The 14,955-nt window shown below is 70.5% G+C and carries 15 protein-coding genes; 12 read left to right on the forward strand and 3 right to left on the reverse strand.

Annotation, left to right across the window (positions count from 1 at the left end; genetic code table 11):
- Positions 1-5: 5 nt before the first annotated feature.
- From P409_RS01160 to P409_RS01175, 4 genes are read left to right on the forward strand one after another with little or no spacing between them, the layout of a single operon-like run.
- The gene (locus P409_RS01160) at positions 6-1,052 is read left to right on the forward strand and encodes an ABC transporter permease (RefSeq protein ID WP_052119880.1); all 1,047 of its coding nucleotides are present in this window, start codon (positions 6-8) and stop codon (positions 1,050-1,052) included.
- Entirely contained in the window at positions 1,049-1,972 is a 924-nt protein-coding gene (gene nikC / locus P409_RS01165; protein ID WP_034830948.1) for a nickel transporter permease, read from the forward strand. Before P409_RS01160 ends, nikC begins: the two co-directional genes overlap by 4 nt.
- The gene (locus tag P409_RS01170) at positions 1,969-2,844 is read left to right on the forward strand and encodes an ABC transporter ATP-binding protein (protein ID WP_052119881.1); all 876 of its coding nucleotides are present in this window, start codon (positions 1,969-1,971) and stop codon (positions 2,842-2,844) included. Before nikC ends, P409_RS01170 begins: the two co-directional genes overlap by 4 nt.
- Complete coding sequence (locus tag P409_RS01175; RefSeq protein ID WP_034830949.1) at positions 2,841-3,593, forward strand: ABC transporter ATP-binding protein; 753 nt, start codon at positions 2,841-2,843, stop codon at positions 3,591-3,593. Before P409_RS01170 ends, P409_RS01175 begins: the two co-directional genes overlap by 4 nt.
- Here the strand turns inward: P409_RS01175 and P409_RS01180 are convergent.
- Together P409_RS01180 and P409_RS01185 are read right to left on the reverse strand one after the other, a co-directional pair.
- A complete protein-coding gene (locus P409_RS01180; RefSeq protein WP_034830951.1) occupies positions 3,590-4,576 on the reverse strand; it encodes a Gfo/Idh/MocA family protein in 987 nt (328 codons plus the stop codon). The genes P409_RS01175 and P409_RS01180 overlap by 4 nt on opposite strands.
- Complete coding sequence (locus tag P409_RS01185; protein WP_034830953.1) at positions 4,573-5,550, reverse strand: Gfo/Idh/MocA family protein; 978 nt, start codon at positions 5,548-5,550, stop codon at positions 4,573-4,575. The genes P409_RS01180 and P409_RS01185 overlap by 4 nt, the downstream gene beginning before the upstream one ends.
- 85 nt (positions 5,551-5,635) lie before the next feature.
- Between P409_RS01185 and P409_RS01190 the strand changes: the two genes are divergently transcribed.
- The 8 genes from P409_RS01190 (at position 5,636) to P409_RS01225 (ending at position 13,925) form a co-directional block, all read left to right on the forward strand.
- Complete coding sequence (locus P409_RS01190) at positions 5,636-6,352, forward strand: FadR/GntR family transcriptional regulator (protein WP_034830955.1); 717 nt, start codon at positions 5,636-5,638, stop codon at positions 6,350-6,352.
- A gap of 30 nt (positions 6,353-6,382) precedes the next feature.
- Complete coding sequence (locus P409_RS01195) at positions 6,383-7,954, forward strand: ABC transporter substrate-binding protein (RefSeq protein ID WP_202964513.1); 1,572 nt, start codon at positions 6,383-6,385, stop codon at positions 7,952-7,954.
- A gap of 123 nt (positions 7,955-8,077) precedes the next feature.
- Positions 8,078-9,037, forward strand: a complete 960-nt coding sequence (locus P409_RS01200) for an ABC transporter permease (RefSeq protein WP_034830960.1) — start codon at positions 8,078-8,080, stop codon at positions 9,035-9,037.
- A gap of 1 nt (position 9,038) precedes the next feature.
- Positions 9,039-9,923 carry an ABC transporter permease gene (locus P409_RS01205; RefSeq protein WP_034830961.1) on the forward strand — a complete coding sequence of 295 codons (885 nt, stop codon included), beginning with the start codon at positions 9,039-9,041 and terminating at the stop codon, positions 9,921-9,923.
- 14 nt (positions 9,924-9,937) lie between these two features.
- Entirely contained in the window at positions 9,938-10,864 is a 927-nt protein-coding gene (locus tag P409_RS01210; protein ID WP_034830962.1) for a dihydrodipicolinate synthase family protein, read from the forward strand.
- A 7-nt stretch (positions 10,865-10,871) separates the two neighbouring features.
- On the forward strand, positions 10,872-11,888 hold the full coding sequence (locus P409_RS01215) for an ABC transporter ATP-binding protein (protein WP_034830964.1): 1,017 nt from the start codon (positions 10,872-10,874) through the stop codon (positions 11,886-11,888).
- Between the two features lie 2 nt (positions 11,889-11,890).
- Positions 11,891-12,859 carry an ABC transporter ATP-binding protein gene (locus P409_RS01220; RefSeq protein WP_034830967.1) on the forward strand — a complete coding sequence of 323 codons (969 nt, stop codon included), beginning with the start codon at positions 11,891-11,893 and terminating at the stop codon, positions 12,857-12,859.
- Between the two features lie 142 nt (positions 12,860-13,001).
- Entirely contained in the window at positions 13,002-13,925 is a 924-nt protein-coding gene (locus P409_RS01225; protein WP_034830970.1) for a dihydrodipicolinate synthase family protein, read from the forward strand.
- Between the two features lie 8 nt (positions 13,926-13,933).
- Here P409_RS01225 and P409_RS01230 read toward each other — a convergent pair.
- Positions 13,934-14,955 (reverse strand): aminotransferase-like domain-containing protein (locus tag P409_RS01230; protein ID WP_034830972.1); only part of this gene is annotated, 1,022 nt, incomplete at its 5' end.

Below are 14,955 nucleotides of genomic sequence, written 5' to 3' on the forward strand. Positions count from 1 at the left end.
GGCCGATGACGGCGATCGACACCTTCAACCGGCCGGCGCGCTTCCTGCGCATGCGGCGCCTGTCGGGCCGCACCCTGTCGGTCGTCGTCACCCTGGTCGGGCTGATGCTGCTGACCTTCTCGATGGGGCGGCTGCTGCCGGCCGACCCGGTGCTGGCGGTGACCGGGTCGGAGGTCGACAAGGCGACCTATGACCGGGTGTACCAGGAGCTCGGGCTCGACCAGCCGGTGTGGCAGCAGTTCCTGTCCTATGTCGCCCGCGTCGCCACCGGCGACATGGGCCGGTCGCTGACCACCGGCCAGCCGGTCTCGGCCGACCTGCTCAGTGTCTTCCCGGCCACGATCGAGCTCGCCCTCGTCGCCATCCTGTGCGGCACGCTGGTCGGGGTGCCGCTCGGCGTCGTCGCCGCGGTCAACCGCGGCCGGCCGATCGACCATGTCGCCCGGGTGATCGGCCTGGCCGGCCATTCGGTGCCGATCTTCTGGCTGGGCCTGATCGCGCTGATCCTGTTCTACGCCAAGCTGCAATGGGTCGCCGCCTCGGGCCGGATCGACATCCTGAACGAGGGGCTGGTGCCGCCGATCACCGGCCTCCTGCTGCTCGACACGGCGCTGCAGGGCGAATGGGACGTGTTCCGCGACGCGCTCGACCACATCATCCTGCCCGGCGCGATCCTCGGCTACTACTCCGTCGCCTACATCAGCCGCATGACCCGCAGCTTCATGCTCGAACAGCTCGGCCAGGAATACATCGTCTCCGCCCGGGCCAAGGGCGTGTCGCGCCGGCGGATGATCTGGGCCCATGCCTTCAAGAACATCCGCGTGCAGCTGCTCACCGTCCTCGCTCTGACCTTCGGCGGCCTCTTGGACGGCGCGGTGCTGGTCGAGACGGTGTTCGGCTGGCCCGGCCTCGGCCAATACCTCACCCGGGGGCTGAAGATGAACGACATGAATGTGGTGATGGGCGCGGTGCTGCTGATCGGCATCACCTTCCTGGTCATCAACATCATCTCCGACCGCCTCTACCGCATCCTGGACCCGCGCACCCGATGACCGCGACCTTCAGCGCCCCCCAAGGCGGGCTGCGCGCCTGGCTGAAGACGGAGGCGCCGCGCACCGTCTTCCAGTCGGCGATGCAGCAGCTCTATCGCGGCTGGCGGCGCTTCGCCGCGCATCCGCTCGGCCTCGCCGGGCTCGGCGTCATCCTGCTGCTGATCGTGGCGGCGGTCGCCGCGCCCTGGCTGACGTCTTACGATCCGATCGCACAGGACATGGTGAACCGGCTGCAGCCGCCCTCGGCGGCGCATTGGTTCGGCACCGACGAATTCGGCCGCGACGTCTTCGCCCGCGTCGTCTACGGCGCCCGGACGACGATCTACATCATCCTGCTGGTCACCGTCATCGTCGCGCCGATCGGCCTCCTGATCGGCGCCTGCGCAGGGTATCTCGGCGGCTGGACCGACGAGGTGCTGATGCGGGTCACCGACATCTTCCTGTCCTTCCCCGGCCTGGTGCTGGCGCTGGGCTTCGCCGCGGCGCTGGGCCCCGGCATCACCAACGCCATCATCGCCATCGCCCTGACAGCCTGGCCGCCGATGGCACGGCTGGCGCGGGCCGAGGCGCTGAGCCTGCGGAAGGCCGACTTCATCGCCGCGGTGCGGCTGCAGGGCGCGTCGAAGACCCGCATCATCACCCGCCACATCCTGCCGATGTGCCTGCCCTCGGTGGTGGTGCGCCTGACCCTGAACATGGCCGGCATCATCCTGACCGCCGCGGGCCTCGGCTTCCTCGGCCTCGGCGCGCAGCCGCCGCTGCCGGAATGGGGCGCCATGGTCTCGACCGGGCGCGAGTTCATGATCGACTGTCCCTGGGTGATCACCGCGCCCGGCATCGCCATCGCGGTGGTCAGCCTGGCCTTCAACCTGGCCGGCGACGCGCTGCGCGACGTGCTCGACCCGAGGTCCGGCGAATGACCGACGCCCCCCTGATCGAGGCCCGCAACCTGCGCATCGCCTTCGGCCGCGGCGACGCCGCCGTGCCGGTGGTGCATGGCGTCTCCTTCACGCTCGGGCGCGAGAAGCTCGGCATCGTCGGCGAATCCGGGGCCGGAAAGTCGACCGTCGGCCGCGCCTTGATGCGCCTGCTGCCGCCGGCCGCCCGGGTCACGGCCGACCGGCTGGCCTTCCGCGACACCGACCTGCTGGCGGCGAGCGAGAAGCAGATGATGGAACTGCGCGGCCGGCGCATGGGGCTGATCCTGCAGGACCCGAAATACTCGCTGAACCCGGTGGTGCCGGTCGGCGAGCAGATCGCCGAGGCCTGGCGGCTGCATCACAAGGGGCCGGCCCGCGAGGCGCGCGAGCGCACCCTGGCGATCCTGGAGGCGGTGAAGATCCGCGACCCCGCCCGGGTGGCGCGGCTCTACCCGCACGAGATCTCGGGCGGCATGGGCCAGCGCGTCATGATCGCGATGATGCTGATCGCCGGCCCGGACGTGGTCATCGCCGACGAGCCGACCTCGGCGCTCGACGTCACCGTGCGGCTCGAGGTGCTGCATCTGCTCGACGAGCTGATCGAGAGCCGCGGTCTCGGCCTGATCCTGATCAGCCACGACCTCAACCTGGTCCGTCGCTTCTGCGACCGGGTGGTGATCATGTATGCCGGCCGGGTGATGGAGACCCTGCGGGCCGCCGATCTCGACCGCGCCGAGCATCCTTATACGCGGGGCCTGCTGGCCTCGCTGCCCTCAATCCGCCACAGCCAGGACCGGCTGCCGGTGCTGCGCCGCGACCCGGCCTGGCTGGCCGGGGCAGGGCCGGCGGCCCTGGCGGGGGGCACGCCATGATCGAGGTGCGGGACCTCGCCGTCCGCTTCGCCGCCGACGCCCCGCCGGTGGTGGCCGGCGTCTCCTTCGCGGTCGAGGCCGGCGAGACCTTCGGCCTGGTCGGCGAATCCGGCTGCGGCAAGTCGACGGTGCTGCGCGCCTTGGCCGGGCTGATCCCGGACCACGGCGGCGAGGTGCGGCTGGCCGGCACGGTGCTGCCGGCCGACCGCCCGCGCGGCTTCTACAAGCGGGTGCAGATGGTGTTCCAGGACCCCTACGGGTCGCTGCATCCGCGCCAGACCATCCAGGCCCAGCTGCTGGAGCCGCTGCGCAACCAGGGGCTGACCCCGCCGGCGGATGCGGTCGGCGCGGCACTGGATTCGGTCGGTCTGCCGCGCACGGCCGCCTTCCGCTACCCGCACCAGCTCTCCGGCGGCCAGCGCCAGCGCGTGGCGATCGCCCGGGCCCTGATGCTGCAGCCGGAGGTGCTGCTGCTGGACGAGCCGACCTCCGCCCTCGACGTCTCGGTCCAGGCGGAGATCCTGAACCTGCTGATGGATTTGCGGGCGCAGCGCAGCCTGACCTGCATCCTGGTCAGCCACGACCTCGCCGTCGTCGCCCATATGTGCCACCGCATCGCGGTGATGCAGGGCGGCCGCATCGTCGACGGCTTCGACGCGGCGACGCTCAGGGCCGGCCGGCCCGCGCACCCCTACACGCAGGAGCTGCTGGCGGCCAGCGAGGCCTATGGCGAGGCGCCGGCGGGCTAAACCAGCTCGACCTCGCGGCGGGACAGCTCGGACTGCTGCGCCGCCTCGATGCAGGCGATCAGGTGGCGACCGTAGCGCCCATCCGCCGGGTTCGGCCCGGTACTGCCGATCAGCGCCAGCATCGCCTGCCACTCCCGCTCGACCGCGCGCTGCGCCCAGTCCGGCTCGACTGACTGCGGCACCGGTGTCCAGGCGCCGCCGCGGCCGAGCAGGACCCCTTGGTCGAAATCGAGGCGCAGCGTTCCGGCCTCGCAGACCAGGTCCATGGCGAAGCCGACGCCGCCGTCGCGATAGCCGACGCTGGCCACCTGGCCGATCCGGCCATCGGCGAAGCGCAGCAGCATCAGCGCCGTGTCGTCGGCCTCCTGGTCGTGGAAATGGGTCCCGGCCATGGCCGAGACCGACGCGACCGGGCCGTCCATCAGCCAGACCAGCCGGTCGAGCGCGTGGATCCCGGCGGTCAGCAGCATGCCGCCGCCGGTCTTGGGCGACAGATGCCAGGGCTGGCGGTTCGACTCCATCCACAGCTTGATCAGCCAGCTGCTGCCGAGCACCGGGCGGCCGATATCGCCGGACGCGATGATCTCCCGCGCGGCGAGGCAGGGCAGGGCGAAATGCAGCACGTGCCCGACCATCAGATGAACGCCCGCCTGCTCGACCGCGGCGTTGATCGCGTCGCATTCGGCGACGGTCGGCGCCATCGGCTTCTCCAGCAGGATGTGCTTGCCCGCCCGCGCCGCGGCGACCGCCATCTCGGCATGCAGGTGATGCGGCGTGGCGATCAGCGCCACATCGACCGACGGGTCGTCCAGCAGCGCCCGCCAATCGGCATGGGCGGTGCCGCCATGCTCCCGCGCGAAGGTCCGGGCGGCGTCGATGTCCTGGCGGCAGACGGCCGCGACCCGCGCGCCCGGCACGGCGGCGATGGCCCGCGCATGGATCGCCCCGAAATAGCCGGCGCCGATGATGCCGATGCCGATCATGCTGTGGCCTCCTGGTAAGCCCGGTCGATCAGGCGCATGGCCTGCAGATAGTCGACGATCCCGACCGATGGTGCCGCGCCGCGCGCCAGCCGGTCCAGCGTGTCGGCCATGAACGCCTTGTACCGGTCCGCCGGCAGGATCGGCGCCAGGTCGCGCACCTGCCCGTCATCCAGCGTGGCGACACGGCAGGCGTCGCCGCGGTCCAGCAGATAGGCGTTGCGGGCCGAGACGCGCCATTCGAAGTCGCCGCCCGGGGCCATCGAAGCATAGGTGTAGCCGGCCTCGACCGTCGCGATCATGCCGTCCGGCGCCCGCAGGATGACGATCGCGTATTCCTCCACCGCCTCGCCATGCAGGCGCCGGTCGATCGCGGCCGAGACGACGACGAGATTGGCGCCGCCGGTCAGGGCCAGCGCGGCGTCGATGCCGTGGATGCCGAGGTTGCGCAGCGCCCCGCCGCCGCCGATCGCCGGGTCCAGCACCCAGGGCACCCCGTCCAGCCGGTAGCGTTCCGGCGGGCCGTTCACGATCCGGAACTGGGCGTGCGAGACCGGGCCCAGCCGGCCGGCGGCCTTCAGCGCCTCGATCTCCGCCCAGATCGGACCGCAGCGATTGGGCAGGGGGACGGCGGCGAACAGGTCGCGGCGTCGCGCCGCCTCTGCCAGCGGCTCCAGGGCGGCGGTCGACACTGCCGCGGGCTTCTCCAGCACGATCGGCAGGCCCGCCTCGATGCAGGACAGCGCCAGCACCGAGACCTGGTCCGGCCGGCCCATGACCACGGTCAGGTCGGGTCTCGCGGCGATGATGGCGTCGACCGAGGACAGATGGGGGACGTCGTGCCGCGCGGCGAATCCGGTCGCGACCGCGGGGTCCGGATCCCAGGCGGCGGCCACCACCGCGCCCGCCGACCGTGCCGCCTCCAGATGCATGCCGGCATGCCAATGCCCCACGCCGGCCAAGGCCACCCGGGCCATTCCATCCTCCCTTCTGGCTTATGGCCTTGACAGATATCCTACAAGTCGGCAACCATCAAGCCATGCTGATCCGGGGACGCCGCCGATGAAGGAGATCAAGCCGCTCGCCCGGCCACCTCTGCTGCATGTCTCGGTGCAGGAGAGCCTGAAGAGCTACATCGACGACAACGCCCTGGCCCCCGGCGCGCCGCTGCCGCCGGAGAACGACCTGGCGCAGCAGCTGGGGGTCAGCCGCAACTCCGTGCGCGAGGCGATCAAGGCGCTGGAATCGCTCGGCATCCTGGAGACGCGGCGCGGCATCGGCGTGTTCGTGAAGGCCTTCTCCTTCGAGCCGCTGCTGGCCAATCTGGCCTATGGGCTGGGCGGCGCGCTGCGCGAGGTCGAGGAGGTGCTGGAGATCCGCCGGGTGCTGGAGGTCGGGCTGATCGGCAAGACCATCCAGCTGATCGGCGAGGACGACCTGGCGGAGCTGAAGGACGTGGTCGAGCGCATGCGCCGCCGGGCCGAGCGGAACGAGAGCTTCGCCGAGGAGGACCAGCAGTTCCACACCCTGCTGTTCCGCTGCCAGAACAACCGCATGCTGACCGGGCTGATCGACGTGTTCTGGATGGCCTTCTACAAGGCGTCCGATTTCGTGAACCTGGCCAATGTCGACCCGATGGCGACCTGGCGGGACCACCAGGAGATCTACCAGGCGATCGAGGCGCGCGACGGGGCCGCGGCCCGCAGCCGGCTCGACCAGCACTATGACGGGATCGCCCGTCTCCTCGCGACCCGGAAGGGCGCCAACACAGAAAACTGAGATCAAGGGGAGGACATGATGAGATTCGGGATGCTGGCATCCGCGCTGGCGCTCGCCGCCGCCATGGCTTGGGCGCCGGGCGCCGCGACGCAAGCCGTGGCGCAGGAGCCGTCGACCATCACTGGTGGGTTCGACGTCGGGCCGGGCGGCTTCCAGGGCAATTTCAACCCGCTGGCCGCCACCGGCGGCTTCACCTGGCTCAGCCTGTATTTCGAGCCGCTGGTGATCAACGATGCCAAGCTGGAGAGCATCGTCGGCGACCTCGCTTCCAGCTACGAAGTCAGCGCCGACAAGCTGCAATACACCTTCAAGCTGGCCGATGCGAAATGGCATGACGGCCAGCCCTTCACCTCGGCCGACGTCAAGTTCACCATCGACACCGCGAAGAACGGCGCCACCGGCACGGTGTTCGCCGCCCGGCTCGGCGCCATCGCCTCGGTCGAGACGCCCGACCCGAAGACCGCGGTGCTGAAGCTGTCGGCCCCGAATGCCGGCCTGCTGGCGACGCTGACCCAGCTGATGATGCTGCCGCAGCACGCGCTGAAGGACATCCCGGCGGCCGCCCTGGCCAAGCATGAATGGTGGTCGAAATCGCCGATCGGCACCGGCCCCTACAAGTTCTCGCGCTACGTCACCGACCAGTATGTCGAGCTGGCGGCCAACCCCGACTACCGCGGCGGCAAGCCGGCGACCGACCGGATCATCAACCGCTACTTCGCCAACACCGCGGCGGCGGTGGCGGCTCTGCGCTCCGGCGAGATCGCCTTCAGCTATGTCGAGGCCGACGACGTCGCCACCTTCCAGGGCAACGACGCCTTCAAGGTGATCGAGGGCAATTCCTTCGTCGTGAACTATCTGGGCTTCAACCAGGAAGTGCCGCTGTGGAAGGACGTCCGCGTCCGCCAGGCGGTGATGCATGCGATCAACCGCGACGCGATCGTGCAGAGCCTGTACAAGGGCGCCGCCGAGATCGCCAATTGCGGCTATGTCGCCGACCATCTGCTGCCGTCCGGCCTCGACGGCTACGCCTATGATCCGGAGAAGGCGAAGCAGCTGCTGGCCGAGGCCGGCTGGGACCAGATCAACGGCAGCAAGCCGATCCCGCTGCTGACCTACTACAACACGCCGCTGGCCTCGAACGTGCTGGCCGCGGTGCAGGCGATGCTGGCGCAGGTCGGCATCAATGTCGTGCCGCGGGCGGTCGACACCCCGACCTACAACGCCACGATCTATGCCCAGAACCCGGACTGGTCGCAGTTCCCGCTGGTCTATGCCGGGCTGCAGAACGGGCCGGACCCGAGCGCCATCAACATCGGCCTGAACGAGAAGCAGATCCCGCCGGCCGGCGCCAACTTCCTGCGCATCCGCATGCCGGAGGTCACGTCCGCCTTCGACGCCGCCATGAACGAGACCGACGACGGCAAGCGGGCCGAGCGTTACCAGGCCGTGTGCAAGGCGATGAACGCCAACCTGCCCTGGGCCACCATGTGGGTGGCCAAGCGCTACGGCGTCGCCTCCAGCAAGCTGAAGGACTTCGTCTGGACCCCGGCCCCGGCCGGCGGCCCCTTCGCCGCCCATCCGGAGAAGTGGGCGATTGAATAGGTCGTCATTGCGAGCGCAGCGAAGCAATCCAGGGCCGTTTGCCGTGGCTCCTGGATTGCTTCGTCGGCCTCGCCTCCTCGCAATGACGGCTTTTCCGCTGCAGCCGTCCTATCGAGACGCGACATGCTGAACTACTGCCTTCGTCGCCTCGCGGTCGGGGTCGGCATGCTGATCGCCCTCAGCCTGCTGATCTTCGTCCTGCTCCGGCTCGCGCCCGGCGACCCGATCGACGCCTACATCAATCCCAACGTGGCGATGTCGCAGGAGGAGATGGCCGCCGTGCGCGCCCGTCTCGGCCTCGACCAGCCGCTGCCGATGCAGTACCTGGCCTGGCTGGGCGGGGCCGTGCGCGGCGACCTCGGTTTCTCCCTCCAGCGCAACGGCGAGACCGTGCTGGGGCTGGTGGCGCAGCGGATCGGCCCGACCCTGCTGCTGATGGGGACGGGGCTGGCGATCGCCATCGTCGTCGGCATCGGCGCCGGCATCATCGGCGCCGTCCGGCGCAACTCGGCGGCCGATCTCGGCCTGTCGGTCGCCGCCTTCCTCGGCATCTCCAGCCCGGCCTTCCTGACCGCGCTGGTCGGCCTCTACGTCTTCTCCGTGCTGCTGGGCTGGGCGCCGTCCGGCGGCATGCTGACCCCCGGCGCGCCGTTCTCGCTGGGCGACCTCGTCAGCCACCTGATCCTGCCGGCGCTGCTGCTGTCGATCGGCCATGCCGCGCTGATCATGCGCTACATGCGCGCCTCGCTGCTGGAGGTGCTGAACCAGGACTATGTCCGCTCGGCCCGCGCCAAGGGGGTGAAGGAGTTCTGGGTGGTGGTGAAGCATGCGCTGCGCAACGCGCTGCTGCCGGTCGTGACCCTGATCGGCTCCACCATCGGCATCGCGGTCGGCGGGGCCATCTTCCTTGAAAGCGTGTTCAACTGGCCAGGCATGGGCCTCCTGCTCGTCAATGCGGTGGAGACCCGCGACTATCCGGTGATCATGGGGGCGACACTGGTGGTCGGCGCCTGCGTGATCCTCGCCAACCTGCTCACCGACATCGCCTATGCGGCGATCGACCCGCGGATCCAGGTGGCCTGACATGGCGATCGCGGAAACCTCCCGTTCCCGCGGCGGCAACGGCCCGCTGGCCCGCGCCTTCCGCCGCTTCGCCGCCAACGGCGCGGCGCTGGCCGGCATCGCCATCCTGGTGCCGATGCTGGTGCTGATCGTGGCCTACCCGCTGATCCTGGGCCACAAACCGAACGACATCGACCTGCTGGCCCTCAACAAGGGGCCCAGCGCCGCCCACTGGCTGGGCACCGACGGGGTCGGCCGCGACATCCTGGCCCGGGTGCTGCAGGGCGGGCGGATCTCGCTGCTGGTCGCCGTGGTCTCGGTCGCGATCTCGGTGGTGATCGGCTTCCTGGTCGGGTCGATCGCGGCCATGGCCGGGCGCTTCACCGATGCCGCGATCATGCGCTTCGTCGACCTCGCCATGACCCTGCCGCCGGTGATCTCGCTGCTGGTCCTGGCCTCGATCACCGGCGCCGGCATCGTGCCGACCATCATCGTCATCTCGCTGCTGTCCTGGCCGGTGCTGGCGCGCATGGTGCGGGCCCGGCTGATGGAGCTGCGCGAGCGCGACTTCGTGGTGGCGTCGCGCGGCATGGGGGCCGGCCTCGGCCACCTGCTGTGGCGGCACGGCCTGCCGAACTCGATCGACATCCTCGTCGTCTACGCCACGCTGCAGATCGCCGCCGCCATCCTGCTCGAGGCCGGCCTGTCCTTCCTCGGCCTCGGCGTGCCGCCGCCGGAGGCGAGCTGGGGCAACATGCTGAACGCCGCCCGCAGCACCGTGGTGCTGGAGCAGTACCCCTGGCAATGGCTGTTCCCGGGCGCCGCCCTGGTGATCACCGTGCTCGCCATCAACTTCGTCGGCGACGGCCTGCGCGACGCCTTCGACCCCCGTTCCGAACTCAACTGACCGAAAAGACCATCATGGCCTCAGCCCCCGCCTTCCAGGGCGTCGTCCCGCCCGTCGTCACCCCGCTGACCGCGGATTTCCAGGTCGACTACCCGTCCTTCACCCGCGTGCTCGAGCACCTGATCGATGGCGGCGTGCACGGCCTGTTCGTGCTCGGCTCCACCAGCGAGGTGGTGTTCCATGACGAGGCGACGCGCCGGAAGATCCTGGAGCATGCGGTCAAGGTCGCGAACGGCCGCGTGCCGGTGCTGGCCGGCGTGATCGACCCGACCACCGACCGCGTCATCGGCCACGCCAGGGTGGCGCAGTCGATCGGCGTCGCCGCGGTGGTGGTGACCGCGCCCTTCTACGCCCGCACCAGCCAGCCGGAGATCGTCGACCATTTCCGCTATGTGCGCGAGGCCATCGACGTCCCGGTCATCGCCTACGACATCCCGGTCTGCGTCCACGTCAAGCTGGACCGCGCCGGCGTGGTGACGCTGGCGCGCGAGGGCACCATCGCCGGGCTGAAGGATTCCAGCGGCGACGACGGCAATTTCCGCTTCGCCCTGATGGACCTGGCCGACAGGCCGGAAGTGGCGATGATGACGGGGTCGGAGATCGTCTGCGATTCCGCCCTGGCCGCCGGCGCGCACGGCATCGTGCCCGGCCTCGCCAATGTCGACCCGCATGGCTATGTCCGCCTCTACAATTTGTGCCGCAAGGGCGACTGGGCGGCGGCGCGCAAGGAGCAGGAGCGGCTGTGCCGGCTGTTCGAGATCGTCTGGGTCAGCCTGCCGCGCACCAGCGCCGGGTCGGCCGGCGTCGGCGGCTTCAAGACCGCGATGCGCCGCCTCGGCATCATCGAGACCAACGTCATGGCCCGGCCGCAGCGGGCGCTGAACGACGCCGAGGCCGCGAAGGTCGAGGCGATCCTGCAGGCGACCGGCCTGCTGGGTTGAGGGACCGATGGCGGAGGCTCAGCACCCCATTCTCGAGGTCAGCGGGCTGCGGACCGTGTTCCGCATCCGCGGCCGCGAGGTGACCGCGGTGGCGGATCTCGACCTCGCCATCCGGCCGGCGGAGACCGTCGCGCTGGTCGGCGAGTCCGGCTCCGGCAAGTCGGTGACGAGCCTCTCCATCATGGGGCTGCTGCCGGCCAAGGCGGGCCGGGTGGCCGCGGGGTCGATCCGGTTCCGCGGCAAGGACGGGCAGGGCAGGGACCTGGCGACGCTGGACGGAGAGGCGCGGCGCCGGATCCGTGGCAACGACATCGGCATGGTGTTCCAGGAGCCGATGACCAGCCTCAACCCGGTCTACACCATCGGCGACCAGATCGCGGAGCCGATCCGCATCCATCTCGGCCGCGATCGCAAATCGGCCTGGGCGGTGGCGGTGGACCTGCTGGAGAGCGTCGGCATCCCCGACCCGAAGCGGCGGGCCGGGCAGTATCCGCACGAGCTGTCTGGCGGCATGCGGCAGCGCGCCACCATCGCCATGGCGCTGGCCTGCGACCCGACGCTGCTGCTGGCCGACGAGCCGACCACCGCGTTGGACGTCACCATCCAGGCGCAGATCCTCGACCTGCTGCGGCGGCTGCAGGACCAGCGCGGCATGGGGGTGCTGTTCGTGACCCACAATCTCGGCGTGGTGGCGGAGATCGCCCATCGCGTGGCGGTAATGTATGCCGGACGGATCGTCGAGACCGGTCCGGTGCGCGAGGTGTTCCGGCATCCGCGCCATCCTTACACCATCGGCCTGCTGGCCTCGGTGCCGAAGCTGGGCGAGGCGACGCGGCTGAAGGCGGCGGGGGAGAAGCTGGCCACCATCCCCGGCACGGTGCCGAGCCTGGCCGCCATGCCGCCCGGCTGCGCCTTCGCCTCGCGCTGCGCCTATGCGGTGGACGCCTGCCGCGCCGCTATGCCGGCCCCGGCCGAGGTCGGCCCCGGCCACACCAGCCGCTGCATCCGCTGGCAGGAGCTCTGACCATGGCCGATCCGCTTCTCGCCGTGCGCGGCCTGGCCAAGCATTTCGGCCCCGGCGCCTTCGGCCGCGGCCCGGTGGTGCGCGCGCTCGACGACATCCATTTCGAGGTCGGCCGCGGCGAGGTGGTCGGGCTGGTCGGCGAATCCGGCTCGGGCAAGACCACGATCGGCCGCTCGGTTCTGCGGCTGATCGAGCCGACGGCCGGGGAGGTCGTGTTCGACGGGCAGGACCTGACCAGGTTGTCCGGCGGCGAGATGCGCCGGCAGCGGCGGCGGATGCAGTACATCTTCCAGGACCCCTTCGCCAGCCTGTCGCCGCGCATGACCATCGGCGAGATCCTGACCGAAGGCCTGGCGATCCAGGGCATCGGCACCGGGCGCGAGCGGCTGGCCAAGGCGCGGGCGGCGCTGGAGGCGGTGGAGCTGCCGGCCGACGCGGTCGAGCGCTATGCCCATGAGTTCTCCGGCGGCCAGCGCCAGCGCATCGGCATCGCCCGGGCCCTGGCGCTGGAGCCGGAGTTCCTGGTGGCGGACGAGCCGGTCTCGGCGCTCGACGTCTCGGTCCAGGCGCAGATCGTCAATCTGCTGCGCGACCTGCAGCTGCGCCTCGGCTTGACCATGCTGTTCATCTCCCACGACCTGGCGGTGGTGGAGTACATCTGCGACCGAGTGATCGTGCTGTATCTCGGCCGGATCATGGAGATCGCGCCGAGCGACCGGCTCTACGCCGCGCCGAAGCACCCCTACACAAGGGCGCTGCTGTCGGCGATCCCGGAGCCGGACCCCGACCGGCCGCGCCAGCGCCAGATCCTGAAGGGCGACATCCCCAGCCCGGCCAACCCGCCCTCGGGCTGCGTCTTCCGCACCCGCTGCCCGCATGCGGTCGAGGCCTGCGCCCGCGAGGTGCCGAAGCTGGAGGAGGTGGAGCCCGGCCACTTCAAGGCCTGCATCCGCCAGGATGTCAGCCGATGATGCGGTTCTTTCCGGACGCGTCCCCTTTATCGTCATTGCGAGCGCAGCGAAGCAATCCAGGGGCGGTTTGGCGTGGCCCCTGGATTGCTTCGTCGGCTTCGCCTCCTCGCAATGACGGTGTTGGGACTCCCAAGAGGTCTTGATGGACGACGTATTGCACGGCAATTGGGCGACGCTGCTGCTGCCGATCGCGGCGGATGAGAGCATCGATTCCGGCCGGCTGGCCGAGGAGATCGACCTGCTGGTCGCAGCGCGGGTCGACGGCATTTACTCCAACGGCACGGCCGGCGAGCTGCACAACCAGACCGAGGCGGAGTACGCCGCGATCCAGACGCTGCTGGCCGAGAAGTGCCGGGCGGCCGGCATGCCCTTCGTCATCGGCGCCTGCCAGCCGGATCCGAGCCTGGCGCGGGAACGGGTGAAGCTGGCGCGGGACCTCGGCCCGGCGGCGATCCAGGCGGTGCTGCCGGATTGGTGGCCGGTGACCGAGCCGGAGGCCATCGACTTCCTGGAGCTGATGGCCGAGGCCGCCGGCGGGGTGCCGCTGATCCTTTACAACCCGCCGCACGCCAAGCGCGTGCTGGCGCCGGACGAGCTCGGCCGGCTGGTGCGGGCGGTGCCGGCGGTGGCCGGGATCAAGCTGGCCGATGGCGACGATGCGTGGTACGCGGCGGCGAGGCAGCACCTGTCCGGCACCGCGCTGTTCGTACCGGGTCATCACCTCGCCACCGGCACGAGGCACGGCGTCGCCGCCGGCGCCTTCTCCAACGTCGCCTGCCTCAGCCCGTCGGGCGCCCAGGCCTGGACCGACCGGATGGCGACCGACATCGAGGGCGCGCTCGACCTGGAGCGTCGGATCTGCCGCTTCATGGACGAGCATGTCGTGCCGTTCCGGAGTCAGCACGGCTACTCCAACGCCGCCCTGGACAAGCTGCTGGCGGCGGTCGGCGGCTGGGGGCCGGTCGGCACCCGGCTGCGCCGCCCCTATCGCTGGATCGACGAGGCCGAGGCGCTGCGCCTCCGCCCGATGGCGCGGTCGATGATGCCGGAGCTGTTCGTGGCCTAGGGGCGCGTTCAGCTGGCCTGCCGGCCGCCGTGCCGTTCGGCCCGGACCAGCCGGGCCAGCAGCTGGATGCCGGGCTCGATGCGGTCGACCGGAATCGAGGAATAGCCGAAGCGCAGGAAGTTCTCCGGCGGCACCGGGTGGTCGAAGAACACCGCGCCGGGGTCGATCAGCAGCCCCTGGGGCGCGCCCGCGGCGGCAACCGCATTCATCGACACGTCGGCCGGCCCTTCGGCCCACAGCGCCGACCCGCCGGCGGGCAGCCGGAACTCGAATTCCGGCAGATGGGTGCGCAGCCCTTCGCCGATCGCGTCGGCGCGCTCGCGATAGGCGGCGATCAGCTTCTTGATCGCGGCGTCGTGATGGCCCAGCTGCAGGAACAGCGCCACGGCGCGCTGGTTGTTGGCCGGCGGGTGCCGTGTGGTCAGCCGCCGCATCGCCCGGGCCTCGGCGATGAACTCCGGCGCTGCCACCACATACCCCATCCGCAGCCCAGGCGCCAAAGTCTTGGACACGCTGCCGACATAGATCACCCGGTCCTCCCGGTCGATCGCCTTCAGCGCCGGGGTGGCCTCGCCGACGAAGGTCAGCTCGCTGTCATAGTCGTCCTCGACGATCACCAGGTCGTGCACCGAGGCCGCCTGCAGCAGCTCCTGCCGCCGCTGCAGCGGCATGGTCACCGTGGTCGGGTTCTGGTGGCTCGGCTGCACGAACAGCATATCGCACCCGGCCAGGCCGCCGGTCGGCTTCAGCCCGTGATGGTCCATCGGCAGGGGCTGGATGCGCGCGCCGAACTGCCGGCACAGGTTGCGGATGTCGGGATAGCCCGGCTGCTCGATCCCGACCGTCCGCTCCGGCTTCAGCAGCAGCGACGCGGCCAGGTACAGCGCCTGCTGCGCCCCGATCGTGACCAGGATCTGCTCCGGCGACACCCAGATGCCGCGGCGCGGCAGGATCCGCTTCTGCAGCTGCTCGATCAGCAGCGGGTCGTCGGCATCGACGCGGTCGCCGGCCCAGTCCCGGATGGCGACCG

The organism is Inquilinus limosus MP06, from assembly GCF_000767795.1.
In the GTDB taxonomy this organism is placed as follows: domain Bacteria; phylum Pseudomonadota; class Alphaproteobacteria; order DSM-16000; family Inquilinaceae; genus Inquilinus; species Inquilinus limosus_E.